This is a genomic window from Actinoplanes sp. NPDC051411 (assembly GCF_040682075.1).
In the GTDB taxonomy this organism is placed as follows: Bacteria; Actinomycetota; Actinomycetes; order Mycobacteriales; family Micromonosporaceae; genus Actinoplanes.
On record NZ_JBFBAD010000026.1, the window covers coordinates 67306 to 88209 of the forward strand.

Here is a 20904-nt window from a genome sequence, read left to right on the forward strand (position 1 = left end):
AACCCACCACCGACCGCCGCGCGGTCGCCGCGCTGGTCGGGCGGGGGCTGGTGGCCCGCGAACCGGACCAGCGCGACGGGCGGGCCAGCGTCCTGGTCGTGACCCCGGCCGGGCGCGCCGCCCTCGACGAGACCGCCGGCTGGTACGGGGAGATCTTCGCCCGGGCGCTCGACGGATGGACCCCGGAGGAGATCGCCTCGTTCAGTCGCGCGCTCGAGCGGTTCGCCGGCGCACTCAACTCTCAAGAAGGCATGGAGGCCGCGCGATGAGCGCAACCACCCTGACGGCTCCGCCCCCGGCCGGGCCGATGAACCACCGGCGCACCCTGGAGGCGCTCAGCGGTCTGCTGCTGGCGCTCTTCGTCGCCATGCTCAGCAGCACCGTGGTCTCCACCGCGCTGCCGAAGATCATCGGGGCGCTGAACGGTTCACAGACCCAGTACACGTGGGTCGTCACGGCCACTCTGCTCGCCGCGACCGCGACCACGCCGATCTGGGGCAAGCTGGCCGACCTGTTCAGCAAGAAGCTGCTGATCCAGGTCTCGATCGTCATCTACGTGGCCGGTTCGATGGTGGCGGGCCTTTCCCAGAGCGCGGGGCAGCTGATCGCCGCCCGTACGGTCCAGGGCATCGGCGTCGGTGGCCTGCAGGCGCTGGTCCAGGTCGCGATCGCCGCGATGATCCCGCCGCGTGAGCGCGGCCGCTACAACGGCTACCTGGGCGGCGTCATGGCCCTCGCCACGGTCGGGGGCCCGCTGCTCGGCGGCCTCATCGTCGACAGTTCCTGGCTCGGCTGGCGCTGGTGCTTCTACATCGGCGTGCCGTTCGCGGTCGTCGCGCTCGTGCTGCTCCAGATCACGCTCAACCTGCCGGTGTTCCGGCGGGAGAACGTCAAAATCGACTATCTCGGCGCGGCCCTGATCGCGGCCGGCGTCAGCCTGCTGCTGATCTGGGTGTCGTTCGTGGACAGCTCGTTCGCCTGGCTCTCGTGGCCGACCGCCGCCATGGTCGTCGGCTCGGCGATCCTGCTCGCGCTGGCCGTTCTCGTGGAGTCGCGGGCCGCCGAGCCGACCGTGCCGCTGCCCATCCTCCGCGAGCGCAACACCGCGCTGGCCATTCTCGCCAGCCTCGCGGTCGGCATGGCGATGTTCGGCGGCGCCGTCTTCCTCGGGCAGTACTTCCAGATCGGCCGCGGCTACAGCCCGACCGAGGCCGGCCTGCTGACGATCCCGCTGATGGCCGGCGTGCTGCTCGCGTCGATCGTCGCCGGGCGGATGGTCAGCGCCAGCGGGCGGATCAAGCCGTACATCATCGTCGGCGCGACCGTGCTGGTCGCCGGGTTCGGGATGCTCGCCGTCGTCGACCACGGCACCGCGCTGTGGTACCTGGGGATCGGCATGTTCCTGATCGGCGTGGGTGTCGGCATGACCATGCAGAACCTGGTGCTCGCCGTGCAGAACAGCGTCGCGCTCAAGGACATCGGCGCGGCCAGTTCGACGGTGGCGTTCTTCCGGTCGCTCGGCGGCACGATCGGCGTGTCGGTGCTCGGGGCCGTGCTCGCCCACCGGGTCACCGCCCAGATCACCCACGACCTGGCCGCGGCGGGAGTTCCGGCCTCGGGCGGCGCGCCGGGCGGAGGCACCCTCAACCTCACCGGACTGCCGGAGCCGATCGTGCACATCATCCGGGCCGCGTACGGCGACGCCACCGGGCACATCTTCGGAATCTCGGCGGTGATCGCGGTCGTCGGCATCGTCGCCGCGGTTGCGCTGCGGCCGGTCATGCTGCGGACGAGCCTCGACCTGCCGGACGAGGTGACGGCGGCCGCGGTCGCCGCCGACGCGGTCGACGGGGCGCCTGCGTTTGATCAGCTGGGCTCCGCGCGTACGGAAAGCGAGCCGGCGCCGGAGCACCGAGGGTGAGGTGGAACCGGCCGGGCTCGGCGAGTAAGGACCGGGGTGGTCGCGGACGCCAACGAGAGTGGCCCCCACGAACACCCTCGAACTGTTGCTGCGCACCGACGCCGGTGATGCCGGCTGCGGCGAGACCGTCGCGATGCTGGACGTCTTCGCCGAACTCGCCCTCGTCGACCCGCCCGATGCCGTGCGGCGACACCCCGGAATCTCGGTTCATCTAGGCGCCTGCGACGCCTGCGCCCTTGATTTCGAAGGGCTTCTGGCGCTGGCCGGCCCGTGACCGAAGACGGGCCGGCCGGTGTGGGATCCGGGTCAGGAGACCGCGATGCCCTCGGCGCCCGCGCTGTCGGGCACGGTCACCGACGCGAGCGGGGTGAGCTTGCCGCCGTGGCCGATGGCGAGACTGGCCAGCGTGCCGGTCGCGCCGCCCTGCACGTAGAGGCGGTCGCCGGCGGGGTTGATCCCGGCGTCGACCGAGCCGGGGGTGGAGGCCGTGTTGCCCTGGCTGGTCAGTTTGCCGTGGCTGTCCGTCAGCGTGGTGACCGAGCCGCTGCCCGCGTTCGACGCGTAGAACACACCGTTCGCGCCGACGATCCAGCAGGTCGCCGTCTGGCCGGTGGCCACGCTGGAGATCTGGGTCAGCTTGCCGGTGTGGCCGATGGTGAACGTGGCCACCGCGTTCGGGCCGCCCTCGGCGAGGACCGCCCGGCCGGCCGGGTCGAAGTCGACCGCGAACGGAACCGCGCCGTCGACCACGGTCGTGGTGGGCTTGGCCGACGGGCCGCCCAGCCGGTCGACGCCGAAGACCTCGACGGCGTTGGTCGACGCTTTGGTGGTGACGATCAGCCGGCTGCCGTCCGGGGTGAACGTGACCTGGCCCGGGGTGTGGGTGAACTCGCCGGTGTCGGTGGTGATCGGCAGGTTCAGCCGGCGGTGCCAGGAGGCGACCTTGACCAGGCGCGAGCCCAGCCGCAGGTAACCCTGGATCGAGCCGCCGTCGCGCGCGTTGAGCACGTAGACGGCGTTGCCGTGGCTGGTGACGCTGACCGGGAAGGCGCCCCCGGTGGAGATCACCTGCAGGCGGTTCAGGTGGTCGCCGTGTACGCCGAAGACGGTGAGCGTGTCGCTGCCCGCGTTGACCGCGTACAGCAGGTTGTGGGCGCGGTCGAGGGTGAGTGCGCCCTGCGAGGCCACGTGGTCGGCGACCGAACCGTTGAGTACGCCGCCCTTACCGCCCGTCGAGTAGGTGCCCTGCTTGTGGAGGGCGCTGTCGTAGGCGACGACCGCGTTGCCGTCGGTCCCGTCGGTCGCGACGAACACCGCACCGCCCCCGCTGTGGCTGGGGCCGGCCAGTGCGGGGCCGGCGAGCGCGGTCGCGCCACCGGCGGCCGCCGCCAGGATCACGGCGATACGAGCTGGGGTTTTCATGGTTCTCCTTCGGTTGGTTATCCGGCACAGGGTTCGTGTCGGGCCACCGGGGGCTTCTTACTCCACGTCATGGGTTCGTAAGGTCTCCGGCGGTCGTTAACCGATTGCTCCGTCGCGTAACCAGTGAAACCCTGATGACGGTTACCAGCCTCGAGGGGGAATCATGTTCTGCGACATCGAGCTCGCCGGCCGCATCGAGCGCGCCGAAGCTCAGTTCATCGGCGCATGCGGCGCCGCCGCCGCCCGCCGGCGAGGCGACCGGACCGGCTTCGTGATACCGATCGCCGGCGGCGTCGCCAGCTACGCCGAACCGGACTCACCGCTGAACAAGGTGGCCGGCCTCGGATTCGCCGGCCGTCCCGATCCGGCCGGCCTCGACGCGGTCGAGCGGGCGTTCGCCGGCCGGGACGCGCCGGTGCAGCCCGAGATCTCCAGCCTCGCCGACCCCGGGCTCCTCGAAACACTGGCCCGGCGCGGCTACCGGCTCGTGTCGTTCGAGAACGTCCTCGGCCGGCCCCTGGGCGGCGTCGTGGAGCCGGTGGCGCCGCCCGGCGTCACCGTCGACCACAGCGGTGACGACGAGTTCGAGACCTGGCTCGGCGTCGTCGTCGAGGCCTCGCTCAACCCGGACACGCAAGGCGTTCCCTGGCACGAGGAGTTCCCGCGCGCGATCCTCGAGAACGCCGAGCGCGACGCGGCCGGCCTCGTGCGGCGCTACCTCGCCCGTTTCGACGGCGCGCCGGCCGGCGGGGGCAGCATGCGCGTCGCCGACGGCATCGCGCAGCTCACCGGGGCCGGCACGGCGCCCGCCTTCCGCCGCCGGGGCATCCAGAGCGCCCTGCTCGCCACCCGGCTGGCCGACGCCACCGCGGCCGGCTGCGACGTCGCGGTCATCACCGTCCAGCCCGGCTCCCGGTCCCAGCAGAACGCGCAGCGCCGCGGCTTCGGCCTGCTCTACACCCGGGCCGTGCTCGCGTTGCTCAGCTGACGACGAAGTCGGCCATCATCGCCATGTCCTCGTGCTCGAGGTTGTGGCAGTGGAAGACGTACCGGCCCGGATGATCGGTGAAGCGGACCAGAATCTCGGCCGCCTCGGCCGGCCGGAGGTCGATGGTGTCCTTCCACCCGGCGTCGTACGGCCCGGGTTCCTCGCCGTTGCGCCCGAGCACCTGGAACTGTTCGAGATGCAGGTGCACCGGGTGGTGCACGTCGGTCACGAAGCGCCAGATCTCGGTCCGGCCGAGCCGCGGCGTGGCCAGCGGGCGGGCGGGGTCGTAGGCCTGCCCGTTGATGGTCCAGCCCTCGTCGCCGTGGTTCTGGAACAGGAAGGTCCGGGTTGCGGCGGCGTCGGCCGCCCGCAGCACGGGCGACGACGACAGCGTGGCCGGGATCCGGGTGTCGTCGGCCGGTGTTGCCGTCCGGGCCGAGACGTCGAAAGCGAGCACGTCAGCGGTGCTTCCGGTGCCGAGGGTGTTGCGCAGCCGCACGCGCGTGCCGGGACGGTAGCGGGCGAAGTCGACGACGACGTCGAACCGTTCGGCTCCGGCGAGCTCGATCGCGTCGAAGGCCCGCGGCCGGTCGAGCAGGCCGCCGTCGCTGCCGATCTGCACCAGGCCCCGGCCGCCCGGCGGTGGCGGGTCGAGTTCGAGGCGGTAGCGCCGGGCGTTGGAGCCGTTCAGGATCCGGAAGCGGTAGTGCTGCCGCGACACCGCCGCGACCGGCCAGGGCGCGCCGTTGACGAGGATGACGTCGCCGAGCACCCCGTTCATGTAGGGCTTGGTGACGCCGGGCGTCGCCGGGCCGATCGAGGGGTAGGGCATGGCACCGGCCGCGTCGAACGACCGGTCGACGATCATCAGCGGGATGTCGCGGTCGCCGCGCGGCAGCGGCAGCGCCTCCTCCTCGTCGTCGTGCACGAGGTGGAAGCCGGCCAGGCCGCGCCAGACGCTCTCGCCGGTGAAGCCCATCCGATGGTCGTGATACCAGAGCGTGGCGGCCCGCTGGTCGAGCGGATAGGTGTAGTCCTGCGAGCCGATCCGGGAAACCCCCGGCCGGGCCGCCATGCCGGGCATGCCCGGCATTTGATCCGTACGCCCGGACGCCGTTCCCACGGGCAGCAGCAGGTCGCCCGGGTAGCCGTCGCTGTCGTGCGGGGTGTGCCCGCCGTGCAGGTGCACGACGACCGGCTGGGGCAGGCGGTTGGTGTGCCGGACGACGACGCGCCGCCCGGAGCGGGAGGCGAGGGTGGGTCCGGGAAAAGTCCCGTTGTAGGTCCAGAGTGGAGTGTGGACGCCGGGCAGGATCTCGGCGGTGGCGGCCCGCTGCGTGATCTCGTAGTAGTCGGTTGTCGCGTCGGTCCGCGCCGGCTTCAGCGTCGCCGGGATCGGCAGCGGAACCTGATAGGGCCTGGGCAGCGGGCGTCCGCTGCGGAGGAGCAGTCCCGGTTCGCCCGCGGTCACGACGCTGCAGCCGGCCAGCGACGGAACGAGCGCGCCCCCGGCCGCGACCGCGGTCAGCGTGAGAAAGCGGCGCCGGTTCACCGGTGGCTCGGTTTCCACGCCTGAACCAGCAGCAGCACGATTCCGGCGATGATGGCGGTCCCGAGGGGGACGTGGACGGCGAGCGACCGTCGATAGCCGAGGAACGTCTGCAGCGCGAGCACCGCGAAGTAGAGAACGCTGACCCCGGTCGGCCAGAACGGGCCGCGGCCCGGCCGCCAGACCAGGACCGCGGTCACGACCATGACCGCACTGGCCGCGACGGTGATCGTCGAGTTGGTCCGGTGGTAGCCGAGCATCTCGAAGTGGCCGGACAGGAACGACCCGGCGAACACGGCCTGGGCGAAGGTCAGGATCGCCACGACCGTGACCGCGAGGCGGAAGAGCTTGATAGTCACGAGCCAGATAGTTGCATATGAAGTAGTTTCAAGTGAAGGTAGTGTCGGGTTTTGAGTAGCATGGCGGCATGCCCAAGGTGTCGGACGAGTACCGCGACGCGCGGCGCGAGCAGATCCTGGCCGCGGCGCGGCGGGTCTTCCGGCGCAACGGCTTCCACGCGACCTCGATGCAGGACCTGTTCGCCGAGGCCCAGTTGTCGTCCGGGGCGGTCTACCGCTACTTCCGGAGCAAGGACGAGATGGTGCTGGCGATCGCGGAGGACGGCATCCGCGGCGTCATCGCGCTGATGGCGTCGGTGGCGCGTGATCGCGACGGCCGCTCGATCGGTGAGGCGCTCGCGGCCGCGACCGAGCTGGTGCGCGAGAAGGACGAGCAGGACGGGCTCGCCGGCCTGGGCATCCAGGTGTGGGGCGAGGCCCTGCGCAATCCCGACCTGCGCGAGTCGTTCGCGACCATGCTGCGGGGCATCAAGACCGAGATCGCCGAGGTGGTCCGGCAGGATCAGGCGGCCGGCCGGCTGCCCGCCGGGGTGCCGCCGGAAGACCTGGCCGGTGTGCTGGTGGCCGTCCTGCCCGGCGTCATCCTGCAGCTGGCCATGTTCGGCCCGAAGGAGTCGGCCGGGCTGCCCGACGCCCTACGGGCTCTCTGGCCCGCCTGACGGATAGGTGAACCGCGTGAGCAGATCCATGAGCTGCTCCGCCTCGCCCGGGCGCAGGTGCGAGACCAGCGCCTCGGCGATCGGCTGGGCCGCGTCGTGGGCGGCGTCGAACGCCTCCAGCCCGGCCGGGGTCATCTCGACCGCGCGGATCCGGCGGTCGCCGGGGTGCGGCCGGCGCACCGCGTAGCCGGCCTCTTCCAGGTCGTCGACGATGCGGACCATGCCCGCGGTGTCGCGGCCGATCTTCTCGCCGAGCTCCCGCTGACTCTGCGGGCTCTGCTTGGCCAGCTCGATGAGGACCGCGAAATGGCGTAGTCCGAGCCCGAGCGGCCGGACCGCGGCCGCCAGCTCGCCGGCCGCGCGGTCGTGTGCGCGCCGCATCACGAGTCCGAGTGCGAACGGCGAGGTGTCGCCGGGCAGGTCGGTAGCTCGGGCTTTCCGCACAGCAGGACGCTAGCACGCATCCGAGGGGTGCCCGGAGACGTGGCTATAATCAAAAACGAACGTTCGTTATCGTTTTATTGTCGTCGCCGAAGGGGACCCACATGCCGAGCAATCCGCTGGTCAAGCACCCGCCGTGGCGGCAACTCCTGATCGCCTCCGTGGTGGTGCCGGTGGCCATCACACTGGCCGTGATGGCCTTCACCTGGCCCGCCGCGCGCATCGCGCCCCGCGACCTCCCGGTGGGCGTGGTGAGCGACGGCCCGGCCGGCGAGAAGGTGGCGCTCGGGCTCGGGCAGACCCAGCCGGGCGCCTTCGACCTCCATCTCTATCCGGACGACGCGGCCGCCCGCCGCGCGATCGACGACCGCGACGTCTACGGGGCGTTCGAGGTCACCCCGGAAAGCGTCACCGTGCTCACCGCGACCGCCGCGAGCCCGGCGGTGGCCCAGCTGCTCACCACGGTCGCCCAGAAGGTGGCCGGCCCGCCGGCCCGGGTCACGACCGTCGACGTCGTTCCCTCGTCCCCGGGCGATGCGCGCTCGTCGGTGTTCAGCTCGATGATGTCGCCGTTGGTCCTCGGCGGAGAGATCCTCGCCGTCGTCGTGGCGGTACTCATCGGATTCCGTCCCGCCCCGCGGCAACTCCTGGCCCTCGGCCTCGTCTCCGCGGTGACCGCCGGCGGGGTCTATCTCGTCGTCCAGGGCTACCTCGGTGCCTTGCCGGGAAACCGGCTCGGCGACTGGGGCGCGCTGGCGCTGACACTGTTCGCCCTGAGCGCGACCACGGCCGGGCTGGCCACCCTGATCGGGCCGGGCGGCGTGGCGGCCGGGGCGGCGCTGATGGTCTTCGTCGGCAACCCGTTCGCCGCCATCACCTCCGCTCCCGAGCTCCTGCCCAAGGCGGTGGCCCGGCTCGGCCAGCTGATGCCGCCGGGAGCCGGCAGCAACCTGTTGCGGAGCACGGCCTACTTCGGCGGTCACGGCGCCGCGATCCACGTGGTGGTGCTGGTCGCGTGGAGCGTCTTCGGCATCGTCGCGATCATCGAGGGGCATCGCCGGGCCGCCCTGCGTCACGCGGCCCGGCACCGCGTCGAGCCGTTCGAGGACAGCCCGCTGCACGAGGCCCTGGTCCACGACTCCCACCTGCTCGAATCATGACGCGGGCGGCCCGGCGGGGCAGACACGCCCGGGTGGTCACCTCGACAATGGGCGCATGAGCCAGACCACCCGGACCGAGGCGTTCAGCGACGGCGTCCTCGCCATCGCGATCACCCTGCTCGTGCTCGACCTGCACGTGCCCGTGCGGGCCGCTCTCGAGGGCTCGCTGGCGCACACCCTCGCCCACGACGGCTGGCCGACCTACGCGGCGTACGTGACCAGTTTCCTGGTCATCGGCATCATCTGGGTCAACCACCACGGCGTGTTCGAGCTGGTCGACAAGGTCGACCGGGTCACGCTGTTCCTCAACCTGATGCTGCTGATGACCGTGGTCGCGATCCCGTTCACCACGGCGCTGATGGCGGAATATCTGACCGACGAAGGCCACGACGCCCGCACGGCCGCCCTCGTCTACAGCGCCGTCATGTTCGCGATGTCGGTGGCCTTCGCCTCGCTCTACAGCTATGTTGCCCGGCACCCGGCCCAGCTGGCCGAGGGCGTCGACCCGGTCGCGGTGCGCCGGTCGATCGTCCGGTTCAGCGTCGTCGGCCTGCTGCTCTACCTCGCCACGATGGTGGTGGCACTGTTCAGCGCGCAGGCCTGCCTGATCGCCCACTTCGCCATCGCGGTCTACTACTGCTTCCAGCAGATCCGGCCGGCCGGGCTCAGGCGTCCTGACTCGCGCCGCGCTCGATGGCCTCGGCGAGCCGCCTGATGCGGCGCAGGCGCGCGTCCCAGGCCGAGCCGACCGAGGTGAGCTGGGCGACCGCCCGGGCGAACTGGGCGTCGTCGATCTGGTAGCGCTTCTCCCGGCCGGCCGCGACCGCCCGGACCAGGCCGACCCGATCGAGCACGCCGAGGTGCTTGGCGACGGCCTGGCGGGTCACCGGCAGCTGCTGGCTCAGCGTGGTCGCGGTGTGCGCGCCGTCGGCCAGCAGCAGGTCGAGCATGTGGCGGCGGGTCGGGTCGCCGATCGCCGACCAGAGCTGGTCGTCGGGGGTCACCGGCGTGCTCCGAGCGTCTCGGCGTACGGCGCCAGGCGCGGCAGGAACAGCTCCCAGCCGCGGACGTGGTCGCGGTACTGCTCCTCCAGCACGGCGGCCTCCCAGCCCCGCTCGCGGAACCCGGTCTCGGTGAACCGCAGCAGCGTGCCCGGGCCGGACGGCGTCAACTCGAACGTGACCAGAAAGGAGTTGGTCTCGGACGCCTCCTCGCCGACCGGATGGGTCCACCGGAACGAGAACGTGTGCGGCGGCTTCGCCTCGACGACCGTGAACGGTTCTTCGCTTTCGCCGCGCCCACGGTCGGCGAACGAGAGGTGGCCGGTCGATCCGGGGACGGGCGCGAACTCCGCCTCGTCGGCCCACCACCGCGACACGTGCTCGGGCCGGCTGACCACGTCGAAGACGACCTCGGGAGATGCCTCGATGTAGAGCTCCCGCTGGATCGATCCGAACTCCATGACTAACTGTAAACCGCGTCCCCTCGCGGTTTCGGATCCGGACACGCGGTGGCCTTCGAAGGGGATCTCACCCGCGGTTGAGCGGCGCGGCTAGCCTCGAATCATGTTGATCGCCGAGCGGACGAGCAGGTTTCGGGGCCGATACCGCATGGTTGCCGACGGGCGTGAGGTCGCGGTGTGGAACCCGTCGTGGTGGCGCACCGGTGGGAGCTTCGAGATCGGCGGGCACCGCTTCGAGGTGCGTTCCAACGGCTGGGGCACCAAGTTCCGGATGCTCGACCAGGCGGGCGACGTCCTCGCGCTGGTCGAGCGCGTCGGCCGCAAACACTGGTCGGCGCAGGCCGACGGCCGGGTCTACGAGTTCCGCCGGGCCTCGATCTGGGGCAAGGAGCAGGAGCTGATCGTCGCGGGTGTGCGGGCCGGCTCGATCCGCCGCACCAGCGGCTGGACCGGCGCCATCGAGGCCGACCTGCCCGGCGTGCCGCTGCCCACCCAGATATTCCTGGTCGGCGTGCAGATCGCCCACTGGCAGGCGCAGCAGAGCGCCGCCGCCGGTTAAGGCTGGACGAGCAACGACTCCAGGTCGGCGCGGGCGCCGTCGGTCCAGGGGGCCGGGCGGCGGGTCACCGGGTCGATCTTGATCGAGGTGCGGCGGCCGTTGGCGTACGCCCAGCCCTCGTGGACCGGCGTGATGCGGAAGCCGGTCACCAGGCTGCTGCGGCCGACGCTCTCGCTCCAGAAACGGACCGCCACCGTGCCGTGGCCCTCGATCGGCCGATCGTAGGTGATGCCGGCCTGGCGGGGCAGGGCGAACGTGTCCGGCGACCGGCCGCTGGTGTCGAAGTGGTAGCCGCGGGCGGTCCAGTGACGGATCCACGCGCGGTCGACCAGGCCCAGGTAGCGCGTGTAATGCATCATGCCGAAGAGATCCAGCTCGTCCAGGTAGATGTCGACCGGCACGACCACGCCGGGTCTTGCGCTGATGTCATCGCTCACAGACTTGTAGACGCGGGACCGGGCCCGGAATTCACTTTGACCTTGAACTTTTCGAAGCCTTCACCGTTGTGATCGTCACCACTTGAGATAGTCAACTTTAGTGACTAGTTTGGCGGCATGAACGTCACTGAAGCCCGGGCCGAGTTCGAGGCGGCCTGGAACGACCCGCGGACCACCTCGGTCGACTTCCCGCCGGTCGACGTCAACCGCACACTCGCCGAGCAGTACGCGGTCAGCCCGCCCACCCGCATGACCCGCACCCAGGTGTGGGACATGGAGGTCCGCAAGGCGTGGGATCCACTGACATACATCCCGTACGTGGTCAGCACGGGCGGATCCTGGGCGCCCACGGATCTGCCCGACGGCCGCCGGCACCTGCGCCAGTCGATCCAGAAGGCGTGGCTCAACGACGACCGGGGCCTCGTACTCGAAGACGTCTTCACCGACCCGGCCGGCCGGCGGATCGTCTTCCTGGGCCGCCCCGAGATGACCGGCCCGGACGGTTCGCTGCTGCTGGCCGACCCCTACCAGCCGCTGTTCCACATCGAGCACGCCGTCGGCGGCACCGAGGACGAGCCGCTCAACCTGTGGCGGATCGTCGTGCTGACCGACGCGCCCGACCCGCGCTACGCGGCGGCGTTCGAGAAACAGATCGCGGCCGGCGGCCTGCCCGGCTTCCTCGAGACCTACCTGGCCCGCGACCTCGGCGTCACACTACGGCGGCGCTGACCGTCACGGTGACCGGCCCGACGCGCAGGATGCCGTCGTTGAGCGGAGTGCAGCGGATGCCGCCCTTGCCCCGCAACGCCTTCCAGGCGCCCGGGCCGACCGTCACGTCCATCCAGGCGCACGGGTTGGCCCGCCGGTTGACCCGCAGGCACACCGGCCCGTCACCCGAGTCGAGGCACAACTCGGAGCCGACCAGGTCGTCGACGGCGATCCCGGCGACCAGGATGTTGCGGCGCACCTGGATCAGACCGGCGCCCGGCGGCAGCGACTCCCGGGCGATCAGGGTGACGGCGGCGTCGCGGTGGGCGGGCCGGCCGAAGTAGCGGTCGCCGACGACGCCGAGACCGGCCCGGATCGCGAGGTGATCGACGACCTCGCCCGGCGGGGCGGGCGCCGGGCCGTCGCTCGGCCGGCCCTCGAACCGGTGTACGGGCGAGGCCAGCAACTGCACGATCTCCGGCACCCGCCGAAGTCTACGAGACAGGATTGTGTTCCGGGTTACGCCCTCGGCGTCGCGCATCCCACTACTGTCGGGGGCGGCTTCCTGGCCGAATCGCATGGAGGGGGCACCGATGGCCGTCGAGGTCTTGACCGCTAACCAGCCCGAGACGTTCTATCGCGGGGCCGGGCGGATCGCCGAGTTCCGCAACGTGCCGGCGCTGCCCGACCGACCCGAGGACTGGGTGGGCTCGGTGACCACGCGGTTCGGGCTCGCGCCGTCCGGGCTGTCGGCCCTCGCCGACGGCCGCGTCCTGGCCGAGGCGGTCGCGGCCGACCCGGCGTGGTGGCTCGGGCCGGACCACACCGACACCGGCGTCCTGGTGAAGCTGCTCGACGCCGGTCAGCGGCTGCCCCTGCACGTGCACCCGAATCGCAGTTTCGCCAACGCGCATCTGGCCTCGCCGTACGGAAAGACCGAAGCGTGGGTGATCGTCGCAGCCCGCCCAGACGCGTTCGTGCACCTGGGTTTCGCCCGTGATGTCGAGGCGGCCGAGCTGGCCGGCTGGGTCGACGGGCAGAAGAGCGACGAGATGCTCGCCGCCACCAACCGGATTCCGGTCGCGGCGGGCGACGCGATCCTCTGCCCGGCCGGCCTGCCCCACGCGATCGGCGACGGCATCCTGCTGGTCGAGGTGCAGGAGCCGACCGACTTCTCGGTTCTGCTGGAATACGAGGGCTTCGGGCTCGCCGACGGTCACCTGGGCCTCGGCTACGACCTGGCCCTGCAGTGCGTCGACCGGGCCGCCTGGAGCCCGGCCCGGCTGGACGCGCTCCGCGGCTCGGCGACGCGCCTGCTGCCCGAGGCGGCCGACGAGTTCTTCGGCGCCCGGCGCCTGTCCGGGGGCGACCGGGTTGAAGCGGGCTTCAGCATTCTCGTCGCGGTCGCCGGCGAGGGCCGGCTGACCGGCGAGAAGGACGACCTTCCGGTCCGGCGGGGCGACACATTGTTGATTCCGTACGCCGCCGGCCCGCTCCGCCTGGACGGTCAGGTCGAGGCGATCCGGCTGTCGGCGTAGTCCTCGACCCGGTTCCGGCCCGACAACGTGGCCCGGTAGAGTTGCTCGTCCGCGGCCCGCAACCGGGTCGCCGGACCGGCCGGGTGTCCACGGCGAGCTGCCCTTCCTTCGTTCGCCGAGGTTGAGCCAGGAACTGCTGGTCGAGCTGAAGTGCAAGACAAACCTGGGATGCGCGGCGAGCGAGCGTTTGATCGCCGGGGTTTTGTGCGTGGAGGCGTCACCGCCAGTATGCGCCCTGCGCACGTCTACGCCCGGATGCCCGCCGGGCAACACACCGAACTGATGACCGCCCGGCACGGCCCTGGCGTACCGCTACCCGCATGGTCATCGCTGTGCTGTCGGCCGCGGGCATGTCCGCGGCGGAAATCGCCGAAGTGCTGCACTACGACCCCGCCACCGTGCGCCGTTGGATCATCCGCCACCAGCGCGAAGGGCTGGCCGGACTACCCGACCGGCCCCGCAAAGCAGCCACCGCCTCGGCGGGCGTATCGGCCGGCTGCTGCCGACCCCGAAAGCCTGGACCACTGCCCGCCTCGGGCGCGCCCTCGGCCGGCCGGCGATCAGCCTGAGCACGCTACGACGCCGCATCGGTGCGTCCAGCGCCTGGATCTGGGACTTCTCGTCCACGCACAACACCACGGCGCGTGCGGGAGGGTCGAGGTGAAGACCGACGACGTCGCGGACCTTGTCGATAGTTTCCACCTGTCCTGCCGGTGTGGCTGCAACCCGGACGCCCGCCAGATCCGCGAGACCGCGGTCTGACTCAGTCGGGCCTCAGCCGCAAGCGACCGGGTCGACCAGGGCGTGGCGTCCTTCGGGGTGGTCTCCGACGTCGTGGTGATAACGCGTTCCACGTCCGCGTCGGCAATCGTGCGAGGCCGGCCGGGGCTCGTCCAGTCATCCTTCGAGCCGCTCCGCGGCAAAACGGTTACGCCAGCACGACCCGTGACCGCAACGCGATCGCCTGAGCGCTTGACGGACGCCGCGACCACGCCGGCAACTGCTCCCGCTCGTCGTCAGTGAGCACGATCGGCACTCCTGCCGGCAACGGCATCCCACCACCGTACCCACTGACGACGATTTAAAGACTCAGGATGCTAGACCGGCGTTTTCAGGGGTTCTTGCACCGCCCGTGGCATCAGCACCAGGGCGGCGAAGGCGAGCACGCAGCAGCCGATGATGTACCAGCTGATGCCGGTGCTCGACCCGGTCTTCTGGAGAATCCTGGTCGCGATCAGCGGGGCCGGGCCGCCGGCGATGACCGAGGCCAGCTGATAGCCGAGACCGGCCCCCGAGTAGCGCAGGTTGGTGCCGAAGCCCTCGGCGATCAGCGCGGCCTGCGGGCCGTACTGGATGCCGTGGAAGATCAGGGACACCACGATCGCGAAAAGGATCAGGCCCGATTCCTTGCTGTTGAGCAACCCGAAGTAGGGGAACGCGAACACGGCCACGAGCACGATCCCGGCGCCGTAGACCCGGCGTCTCCCGAAACGGTCGGACAGATGGCCGAACAGGGGCACGCAGATCAGGCCCGCGGTCGCGGCGATCAGGATGTCGTCGAGGATGCCGTCCCGGCCGAGACCCAGCTGCTTGGTGCCGTAGGTGAGCACGAAGCTGGTGAACAGGTAGAACGGCGCCTGCTCGCTGAGCCGGACGAACGCCGAACCGATGATCTTCTGCCACTCGGTGCGGATCACGTCGACCAGCGGACGGCGGACGACCGTGCCGGCCTCGGCGACCGCGGCGAACTCCGGACTCTCCATGACGCGCAGCCGCACGTACAGGCCGACGCCGACCAGCACGGCGCTGAGCAGGAACGGGATGCGCCAGCCCCAGTGGTCGAACGAGTCTCCGGTCCAGTCGGTCAGCAGCCGGAACACGCCGGTCGACAGGATCAGGCCGAGCGGCACGCCGAGCTGCGGCCAGCTCGCCCAGAAGCCCCGCCGGCGTACGCTGCCCCACTCCATCGACAGCAGAACCGAGCCGCCCCACTCGCCGCCCACGCCGACACCCTGGGCGATCCGCAGCAGGGTCAGAAGGATCGGTGCCGCGTACCCGATGGAACCGTAAGTGGGCAGCACGCCGATGAGCGCCGTCGCGATGCCCATCAGCAGAAGCGTGGCGATCAGCGTGGCCTTGCGGCCGATCCGGTCGCCGTAGTGGCCGAAGATGGCGGCGCCGACCGGGCGGGCCGCGAACCCGACGAACTGGGTGCCGAAGGACAGCAGGATGCCGGTGAAGGCGGCCTGCTTGGGAAAGAAGAGCGCCGGGAAAATCAGCGACGCCGCGGTGTTGTAGAGGAAGAAGTCGTACCACTCGATCGTGGTCCCGACCGTGCTGGCGATGACAGCCCGGCGGCGTGCGGCGCCGCCGGGAAGGGTTTCGGCAGTGCCCACAGTGGCCTCCAACCGGTTCCCTTGAATATCGTCCACGATCGATCAAAAGGTCAACCCGCCGCGGCCATGTCGTCTCACCGCCTCGGGGAACGGGCCGGCTCCGGCCCGGCCTCGCGGCCGGGAGCAGCCGCCGGGTACGTAGTCTGGGCGGCATGCCGCTGTACGCGTTCGAGGACCACGAGCCGATCATCGACCCCACGGCATACGTCCACCCCGACGCCGTCATCATCGGCGCCGTGACGCTCGGGCCCGAGGCCTCGGTCTGGCCCGCCGCCGTCCTGCGCGCCGACTTCGGCCGCATCGAGGTCGGCGCCCGCACCTCGATCCAGGACGGCACGGTCCTGCACACCACCGAACAGTGGCCGACGGTCGTCGGCGCCGACTGCGTGGTCGGGCACAACGCCCACCTGGAGGGCTGCGTGGTCGAGGACGGCTGCCTGATCGGCTCGGGCGCGGTCGTCCTCAACCGGGCGGTGGTCCGGTCAGGCTCGGTGGTCGGGGCCGCCGCGCTGGTGTCGGAGGGCGCCGAGGTGCCCTCGGGTCATCTGGCGCTGGGCGTGCCGGCGCGGTCCCGCCCGTCCGACCCGGCCCGGATCCGGGAGCTGATCGCGATGGGCGTCAGCGAATATCTGTCGGTTTCCGCTCGCCACCGGCGGTCCCTGCGCCGCCTCGACTAGGACAGGCCTAGGCCGGTTTGGCCGTGCACTGCACCTCGGCGCGGTCGACGACCAGGTCCTCGGCGGTCGGATAGCGGCGGTGCAGGGCGGCCAGGGCGTGCTCGTACGCGAAAGCGCTGTAAGGCGTCTCCCGCATCCGGACCACCGACTCGCGGACGGCGGCGGCGAAGTCCGCCGGCCAGCGCACCGTGTGCAGCGCCTTCACGATGTTGGTGTCCCGGTCGACCAGCACGATGCGGACCTTCGCATCCAGGTCGACGCCCGGGAGCCCGTCGTCCGGCTCGAACATGTGCGGGGTGAAGCTCGCCTCGGACCACCCGAGGATCGGGCCGAGCCGGTACGCCAGTACACCCACGTGCTCGCTGTCGACCCATGCGAACTGGGTCGGCGGCTGGGACACCGCTTCCACCTCGAGCGCATGCGGATGCGACAGAAAGATCATCAACTGGACGGGCTCCCCGACGAACATGCTCAGCGCGGCACCCTCGGGCCAGCTCACGTCCGGATCGAGCTGAGCACCCACCTCGACGATCATGTGCATGTCCGGAGCCTAACTTCGCACGGTTGCCATTTCGGCGGTATTAGGCCATCCGGGCGGCGCCCGGCGGCCGTGGAGGGATATCGGCCTCGGCTGGAGCGCGGTCGTCAGCGGTGGAGTGTCCATTAGGGTGGCGCCGTGAACACGATGCCGATGGCCCTTTTCCGGGACGCGGTGGCGACCGTTCCCGCCTATGCGGAGTTCTTGCGGCGAAACGCCATCGATCCGGGCCGCGTGGCCGATCCGGCGGCGATTCCGCTCATGACCAAGCAGAACTATCACCAGGTGTTTCCGCTGTCCGAGCGGTGTCGCGGTGGCCGGCTGGAGAGCGCCGACATCGTGGCCCTCTCGTCCGGGTCGTCGGGGCGGCCGACCGTCTGGCCGCGGTCGGCGGCCGACGAGGAGGCGGTGTTCGCCCGGTTCGAACAGGTGTTCGCCGACGGGTTCCGGGCCGCCGAGCGCAGCACGCTGGCCGTGGTCTGTTTCGCGCTCGGCAACTGGGTCGGCGGGCTCTACACGCTGGGCGCGGTCCGGCATCTGGCCGGCCGGGGCTTCCCGCTCACGGTGGCGGCGCCCGGCAACGACCTCGACGAGATCCTGCGGGTGGTCGGGGAGCTCGGCGGCCGGTACGACCAGGTGGTCCTGCTGGGCTATCCGCCGTTCGTGAAGGGCGTGATCGACGCCGGGATCGCGCGGGGGGTCGACTGGCCGGCCTACCACCCCATGCTGGCGCTGGCCGGCGAGGTCTTCAGCGAGCAGTGGCGCGAGTTGGTGGCGTCCCGGGCCGGCGCCGACCCGGTGACCGACATCGTTTCGCTGTACGGGACGGCCGACGCCGGCGTACTGGGTAACGAGACCCCGCTGAGCGTGCGCATCCGGCGGTTTCTCGCGTCCCGCCCGGATGTCTCGGCCGAGTTGTTCGGCGACGCGCGGCTGCCGACCCTGGTGCAATACGATCCGGCCACCCGGCTGTTCGAGGAGATCGAGGGCGGGACTCTCGCGTTCAGCGCCGACGGCACGGTGCCTCTGGTTCGCTATCACATCGCCGACGAGGGCGGTCTTTTCCCGCGCGAGCGGCTGATCGAGCGTTGCCGCCGGGAGGGGTTCGAGCCGGGCGACGGGCCGGACCTGCCGTTCGTCTACGTCTTCGGCCGGTCGCTGTTCACCGTCTCCTACTTCGGGGCCAACGTCTATCCGGAGAACATCACCGTCGGCTTGGAGCGCCCCGATGTCGCCGAGTGGACCACCGGCCGGTTCGTGGTGCGCACGCTCGAGGACGACGACCGCGATCTGGTGCTGAACGTCGTGGTCGAGCTGGCGCCCGGCGCCGAGGCGACCGCGGACCGGCGGGCGGTGGCGGCCGAGTCGATCCGGCGGGAGCTCGGGCGGCTGAACAGCGAGTTCGCGCACTACGTGCCGGCGGACCGCCAGACCCCCGACGTCGAACTGCGACCGGCCGATGACCCGGAGTTCTTCCCGCCCGGGGTCAAGCACCGCTATACCCGGCCGTAGGTTTGATTGTGATCTATTTCCGGTGGTTGAACTTCGGTGGTGGGGATGCGTTTAAATCAGGAACAGGTGGCGACCTAACTCGTCGGTAACCGCCTGGCCAGGCAAAACGCCACGGCGTACGGGCCCCGGCGGGGTGGCCGCGACGCCCGCCGGCGCCGGCGGGCCGGCCGTGTCCGGTCGGAGCCGGTTGCGCCGCAAATGATCGCTGCCGGCGATCCGGTACCGTTCCGCCGTGTCTCCTACCGTGCCCCGCATCGTCGCCGGTCGCTACCGCCTGGTCAAGAAACTCGGCCAGGGCGGTATGGGCCGGGTCTGGTCGGCCTGGGACGAGCTGCTCGGACGTGAGGTCGCGCTCAAGGAGCTGCTGCTGCCCCAGGGCATGACCGACGACGAGGCGGAGGCCCTGCGCGAGCGGGCGCTGCGGGAGGCGCGGGCCATCGCGCGACTGGCCCATCCGAACATCGTGCGGTTCTTCGACGTCGTCCTCGACGACGGCCTGCCGTGGATCGTGATGGAGCTGGTGCCGTCGAAGTCGCTGCACGAGCTGGTCCGCGAGGACGGCCCGCTGCCGCCCGAGCGGGTGGCCCGGATCGGCCTCGACCTGCTGGCCGGGCTGCGCGCCGCGCACGCCGAGGGCCTCCTGCACCGGGACGTGAAGCCGGCGAACGTGCTGGTCGCGACCAGCGGCCGGGTGGTGCTCACCGACTTCGGGCTGGTCTCGCTGGCCGGCGACTCCGGTCTCACCACCACCGGCATCGTGATGGGTTCGCCGTCCTACATGGCGCCCGAGCAGGCGCTCGACGAGCCGATCGGGCCGCCCTCCGACCTGTGGTCGCTGGGTGCCACGCTCTACCTGGCGGTCGAGGGCAAGCCGCCGTACCTGCGGAAGTCGCCGGTGAGCACGCTGACCGCCCTGGCCACCGAGCCGCCGCGGCCGCCGACGCAGGCCGGTCCGCTGCGGGCGGCGCTCGACGGGCTGCTGGAGAAGGACCCGGCCCGCCGGGCCGACGCGGACACGGCCGAGCGGCTGCTCCGCTCGGCCATCGGCGAAACGGTCCCCGCCGCGGCCGCCGGCCCCGTCCCGCCCGTCGTGAAGCGGCGACGTCTGGGCCGCGTACTGTGGCCGGCCGCCGCGCTCGCGGTGGCCGGCCTCCTGGTCGCCGTCGCGGTTTTCCATCCTTTCCAGGCGCCGGCCGGTGTGCGGGCCAACGACTCGGCGGCCGGCGCTTCGGTCGCTCCGCTGCTCCCCGCCTCGTCGGCTCCCACGGTGCCGGTCTCGCCGACGCCGGCGGCCAAGCCGTCAAAGACCGCGCCGAACACTCCGGCCAGTCACGCCACGAGCCGGCCCGTTCCGCGCAGGCCGCAGGCCTCGACCAGCAAGGGCGGCACGGCGGTCAAGGAACCCGACCTGTCGAAGTTCAACACCGTCTACTACCTGGCCCACGCCAACGACCTCTACATGACGGCCGACGACGGCGGCGAGTCGCCGCTGATCGCCTACCCGCAGTCCGCGGGTGCCTGGGAGACCTTCGACGAGATCGACCTGGGCAACGGCTCCATCGCTCTGCGAGCGGAGATCAACAACAAGTTCGTGACGGCCACCGCCACCGAGACTCTGATCGCCACCAGCGATCACGTCGGCACGGCCGAGACCTTCGGGCTGATCTTCAACAGCGACGGCAGCGTCTCCTTCAAGTCGAAGACCAACGGCAAGTACGTCACCGTGCCGGCGGGCACCGCGAAACCGCTGGTCTGCGACAAGTCCTCGATCGGCGAAACCGAGAAGTTCACTCGCTCGATCATCGGCCAGACGGGCTGAGATCCGGCCCTTTCCGCGTCCCCTCGCGCCTCCGGCCGACCGCTTCCGCAGCTTCTCCACGACCAGGTGGAGGCCGCCGAGAACCAGGCCGAGGGCCATCCCGAACGCCGCGCCCAACAACGGCGACCCGGCGAAGGTCGCGCCGCCGAGGCGGCCGAGGCCGATCGTGTACGCCGCCCAGGCCGCACTGGCGAGCCCGGTGAACAGCCCGTACCGCCCCAGCGGCATCGACACCGAGCCGGCCGTCATCGCGGTGGCGGCCCGCCCCCACGGAAGGAAACGGCCGATCAGAATGGCCGTCCCGCCGTACCGGAGAAGCGCGCGCTCCGCTCTCACCTTGGCCGCGACCAGGCGGCGGTGGCGCAGCCGTCCGCCGGCCTTGCGCCCGAGCAGATAGGTGACCCGGTCGCCCGCGAAGCCACCGAGAGTGACCGCCACGGCCAGCGCGAGCAGGTTCGGCTTGCCGGTCGAGGTCAGCGCGCCGAGGCCGATCACCATGGCCTCGGTCGGGATGACCGGGAGAAACCCGTCGACCGCCACCGCCACGAGGACGATCAGATAGAGCCACGGCGAGGTGACCAGCGGCATCAGGTGAGTGAGCATGTAACTGAACGTACGGATCGCGAGGCCCCGGCACATTGGGGCCAGTACGCCAAGCCGAGGTGGGGGTAGCACCACCACGGCCGCGCGGGCTCGCGGTACCCGGCGTAGTCAGTGGGCGGTCACCGGCGTTAATGCGCCATTGCGCAAATGCGACGT

General features: G+C 71.1%; 23 protein-coding genes and 5 pseudogenes. 14 read left to right on the plus strand and 14 right to left on the minus strand.

Annotation, left to right across the window (positions count from 1 at the left end):
- The 3 genes and pseudogenes from AB0M88_RS16715 to AB0M88_RS16725 form a co-directional block, all read left to right on the plus strand.
- Positions 1-269: pseudogene (locus AB0M88_RS16715) on the plus strand (hypothetical protein); the annotation flags it as partial.
- Entirely contained in the window at positions 266-1921 is a 1656-nt protein-coding gene (locus AB0M88_RS16720; protein ID WP_364102054.1) for an MDR family MFS transporter, read from the plus strand. The pseudogene AB0M88_RS16715 and the gene AB0M88_RS16720, both read left to right, overlap by 4 nt.
- Positions 1922-2006: 85 nt before the next feature.
- On the plus strand, positions 2007-2195 hold the full coding sequence (locus AB0M88_RS16725; RefSeq protein ID WP_364102057.1) for a hypothetical protein: 189 nt from the start codon (positions 2007-2009) through the stop codon (positions 2193-2195).
- 32 nt (positions 2196-2227) lie between these two features.
- Here AB0M88_RS16725 and AB0M88_RS16730 read toward each other — a convergent pair whose 3' ends face one another.
- Entirely contained in the window at positions 2228-3343 is a 1116-nt protein-coding gene (locus tag AB0M88_RS16730) for a hypothetical protein (RefSeq protein ID WP_364102060.1), read from the minus strand.
- 163 nt (positions 3344-3506) lie between these two features.
- Between AB0M88_RS16730 and AB0M88_RS16735 the strand changes: the two genes are divergently transcribed.
- Positions 3507-4331, plus strand: coding sequence for a GNAT family N-acetyltransferase (locus tag AB0M88_RS16735; protein ID WP_364102063.1), 825 nt, complete (start codon positions 3507-3509; stop codon positions 4329-4331).
- Here AB0M88_RS16735 and AB0M88_RS16740 read toward each other — a convergent pair.
- Positions 4324-5901 carry a multicopper oxidase domain-containing protein gene (locus tag AB0M88_RS16740; protein WP_364102066.1) on the minus strand — a complete coding sequence of 526 codons (1578 nt, stop codon included), beginning with the start codon at positions 5899-5901 and terminating at the stop codon, positions 4324-4326. The genes AB0M88_RS16735 and AB0M88_RS16740 overlap by 8 nt on opposite strands.
- A complete protein-coding gene (locus AB0M88_RS16745) occupies positions 5880-6239 on the minus strand; it encodes a hypothetical protein (protein ID WP_364102069.1) in 360 nt (119 codons plus the stop codon). Before AB0M88_RS16745 ends, AB0M88_RS16740 begins: the two co-directional genes overlap by 22 nt.
- 68 nt (positions 6240-6307) lie before the next feature.
- Between AB0M88_RS16745 and AB0M88_RS16750 the strand changes: the two genes are divergently transcribed.
- Complete coding sequence (locus AB0M88_RS16750; protein WP_364102072.1) at positions 6308-6898, plus strand: TetR/AcrR family transcriptional regulator; 591 nt, start codon at positions 6308-6310, stop codon at positions 6896-6898.
- Here AB0M88_RS16750 and AB0M88_RS16755 read toward each other — a convergent pair.
- Entirely contained in the window at positions 6875-7342 is a 468-nt protein-coding gene (locus tag AB0M88_RS16755; protein ID WP_364102075.1) for a MarR family winged helix-turn-helix transcriptional regulator, read from the minus strand. The two genes, AB0M88_RS16750 and AB0M88_RS16755, sit on opposite strands and share 24 nt — an antisense overlap.
- A 101-nt stretch (positions 7343-7443) precedes the next feature.
- Between AB0M88_RS16755 and AB0M88_RS16760 the strand changes: the two genes are divergently transcribed.
- Entirely contained in the window at positions 7444-8499 is a 1056-nt protein-coding gene (locus tag AB0M88_RS16760; protein ID WP_364102078.1) for a hypothetical protein, read from the plus strand.
- A 55-nt stretch (positions 8500-8554) separates the two neighbouring features.
- Positions 8555-9214 carry a TMEM175 family protein gene (locus AB0M88_RS16765; RefSeq protein ID WP_364102081.1) on the plus strand — a complete coding sequence of 220 codons (660 nt, stop codon included), beginning with the start codon at positions 8555-8557 and terminating at the stop codon, positions 9212-9214.
- Here AB0M88_RS16765 and AB0M88_RS16770 read toward each other — a convergent pair.
- Together AB0M88_RS16770 and AB0M88_RS16775 are read right to left on the minus strand one after the other, a co-directional pair.
- Positions 9165-9503 carry a metalloregulator ArsR/SmtB family transcription factor gene (locus tag AB0M88_RS16770; RefSeq protein WP_364102084.1) on the minus strand — a complete coding sequence of 113 codons (339 nt, stop codon included), beginning with the start codon at positions 9501-9503 and terminating at the stop codon, positions 9165-9167. The two genes, AB0M88_RS16765 and AB0M88_RS16770, sit on opposite strands and share 50 nt — an antisense overlap.
- Positions 9500-9961: an SRPBCC domain-containing protein gene (locus AB0M88_RS16775; protein ID WP_364102087.1), complete on the minus strand. Its 462-nt coding sequence runs from the start codon at positions 9959-9961 to the stop codon at positions 9500-9502. Before AB0M88_RS16775 ends, AB0M88_RS16770 begins: the two co-directional genes overlap by 4 nt.
- Positions 9962-10064: 103 nt before the next feature.
- Between AB0M88_RS16775 and AB0M88_RS16780 the strand changes: the two genes are divergently transcribed.
- Positions 10065-10520, plus strand: a complete 456-nt coding sequence (locus AB0M88_RS16780) for a hypothetical protein (protein WP_364102090.1) — start codon at positions 10065-10067, stop codon at positions 10518-10520.
- Here the strand turns inward: AB0M88_RS16780 and AB0M88_RS16785 are convergent.
- Positions 10517-10957: a hypothetical protein gene (locus AB0M88_RS16785; protein WP_364102093.1), complete on the minus strand. Its 441-nt coding sequence runs from the start codon at positions 10955-10957 to the stop codon at positions 10517-10519. The genes AB0M88_RS16780 and AB0M88_RS16785 overlap by 4 nt on opposite strands.
- 117 nt (positions 10958-11074) lie before the next feature.
- Here AB0M88_RS16785 and AB0M88_RS16790 point away from each other — a divergent pair, with 117 nt between their 5' ends.
- Complete coding sequence (locus AB0M88_RS16790; RefSeq protein ID WP_364102096.1) at positions 11075-11686, plus strand: hypothetical protein; 612 nt, start codon at positions 11075-11077, stop codon at positions 11684-11686.
- On the opposite strand, the gene AB0M88_RS16795 is transcribed toward AB0M88_RS16790, so the two are convergent.
- A complete protein-coding gene (locus AB0M88_RS16795) occupies positions 11667-12149 on the minus strand; it encodes a molybdenum cofactor biosysynthesis protein (protein ID WP_364102099.1) in 483 nt (160 codons plus the stop codon). The two genes, AB0M88_RS16790 and AB0M88_RS16795, sit on opposite strands and share 20 nt — an antisense overlap.
- Before the next feature lie 109 nt (positions 12150-12258).
- Between AB0M88_RS16795 and AB0M88_RS16800 the strand changes: the two genes are divergently transcribed.
- Positions 12259-13203, plus strand: coding sequence for a class I mannose-6-phosphate isomerase (locus AB0M88_RS16800; RefSeq protein WP_364102102.1), 945 nt, complete (start codon positions 12259-12261; stop codon positions 13201-13203).
- A gap of 108 nt (positions 13204-13311) precedes the next feature.
- Here AB0M88_RS16800 and AB0M88_RS16805 read toward each other — a convergent pair.
- Positions 13312-13422, minus strand: a pseudogene (locus AB0M88_RS16805) (IS630 family transposase); the annotation flags it as partial.
- A 9-nt stretch (positions 13423-13431) separates the two neighbouring features.
- Here AB0M88_RS16805 and AB0M88_RS16810 point away from each other — a divergent pair.
- Positions 13432-13792 (plus strand): annotated as a pseudogene (locus AB0M88_RS16810) (helix-turn-helix domain-containing protein); the annotation flags it as partial.
- Between the two features lie 5 nt (positions 13793-13797).
- Here AB0M88_RS16810 and AB0M88_RS16815 read toward each other — a convergent pair.
- From AB0M88_RS16815 to AB0M88_RS16825, 3 genes and pseudogenes are all read right to left on the minus strand, one after another.
- Positions 13798-13988: pseudogene (locus AB0M88_RS16815) on the minus strand (IS630 family transposase); the annotation flags it as partial.
- A 143-nt stretch (positions 13989-14131) separates the two neighbouring features.
- Positions 14132-14257 (minus strand): hypothetical protein, encoded by a 126-nt coding sequence (locus tag AB0M88_RS16820; protein WP_364102105.1) that lies wholly within the window; start codon positions 14255-14257, stop codon positions 14132-14134.
- Positions 14258-14300: 43 nt separating this feature from the next.
- Positions 14301-15599: an MFS transporter gene (locus AB0M88_RS16825; protein WP_364102108.1), complete on the minus strand. Its 1299-nt coding sequence runs from the start codon at positions 15597-15599 to the stop codon at positions 14301-14303.
- 152 nt (positions 15600-15751) lie between these two features.
- On the opposite strand from AB0M88_RS16825, the gene AB0M88_RS16830 reads away from it, so the two are divergent.
- Entirely contained in the window at positions 15752-16276 is a 525-nt protein-coding gene (locus AB0M88_RS16830; RefSeq protein ID WP_364102111.1) for a gamma carbonic anhydrase family protein, read from the plus strand.
- Positions 16277-16283: 7 nt separating this feature from the next.
- Here AB0M88_RS16830 and AB0M88_RS16835 read toward each other — a convergent pair whose 3' ends face one another.
- Entirely contained in the window at positions 16284-16817 is a 534-nt protein-coding gene (locus tag AB0M88_RS16835; protein ID WP_364102114.1) for a hypothetical protein, read from the minus strand.
- Between the two features lie 144 nt (positions 16818-16961).
- On the opposite strand from AB0M88_RS16835, the gene AB0M88_RS16840 reads away from it, so the two are divergent.
- Positions 16962-18326 carry a phenylacetate--CoA ligase family protein gene (locus AB0M88_RS16840; RefSeq protein ID WP_364102144.1) on the plus strand — a complete coding sequence of 455 codons (1365 nt, stop codon included), beginning with the start codon at positions 16962-16964 and terminating at the stop codon, positions 18324-18326.
- Between the two features lie 232 nt (positions 18327-18558).
- Positions 18559-20145: a protein kinase gene (locus tag AB0M88_RS16845; protein ID WP_364102117.1), complete on the plus strand. Its 1587-nt coding sequence runs from the start codon at positions 18559-18561 to the stop codon at positions 20143-20145.
- A gap of 162 nt (positions 20146-20307) precedes the next feature.
- Here AB0M88_RS16845 and AB0M88_RS16850 read toward each other — a convergent pair.
- A pseudogene (locus AB0M88_RS16850) lies at positions 20308-20784 on the minus strand (VTT domain-containing protein); the annotation flags it as partial.
- Positions 20785-20904: the final 120 nt, after the last annotated feature.